The 752-nt window shown below is 41.8% G+C and carries 1 protein-coding gene; it reads right to left on the reverse strand.

Translation table 11 applies throughout. The features are described 5' to 3' along the window. Window positions 1-353: 353 nt before the first annotated feature. Window positions 354-752 (reverse strand): zinc-binding dehydrogenase (locus ACS8FC_RS17000; protein ID WP_439297653.1); only part of this gene is annotated, 399 nt, incomplete at its 5' end.

Here is a 752-nt window from a genome sequence, read left to right on the forward strand (position 1 = left end):
GGAATAATGCACTTCGATGAGCAAGTCGTTCTCTGGTAAGTCACTGACTTTGCGCTCTTGAATGCTTTTTTTAAATTCGCCATCGCTGGTCTCTTCGACAACTAAGGCTTTAAACGTTTTCTCGTTTGACATAGTGATATCCCTATTACGTTTTATTGTTGATGTTCATAAGTCATGGCTTAACTATCGCATGCCTAATTATCTCATGACTGCAAAGCCACTAAAGCAAAAAAAGCCCACTGTACTTTAGGATAAATACAAATGGGCTTCTTCTTATTTTATCGTACCTCTAATGACAATAGTCATTGAAAGGTCAGTGTATGAATTATAGTTTTGACAGTACTTTAAAGGTACTAAGGTTTTAATAGTACCTTACCTTTTTTGCCAGATTGCACATCACCTGAGACGGCTTTAGTAATCTCATCAAGCCCATAAACCGCTTCAATTGGTAATTTTAGATTGCCGTTGGTCGCGCGCTCTAGTAGTTCATCAATCAGACGTTGTTTGTTGTCCAGATCCATTTCTTGGCTGGTTTTGCTGCCCCAGAAACCTTTGACGATAGCTTGTTTAAAGATTAGGCTGCCAGCGTCTAGTTGCATTGGTTTGCCTGACATGATGCCAAATGAGACCAACGTGCCATTACTACCCAGTAACGATAGCAGCTCATTACTCGATTCACCACCGACCGAATCCACAGCAGCGGTGATCTTATCATCGCCAACGATAGCGCGGACTTGGTCCTGCCAGTCATC

It is taken from the genome of Psychrobacter sp. 1Y4, assembly GCF_051847555.1.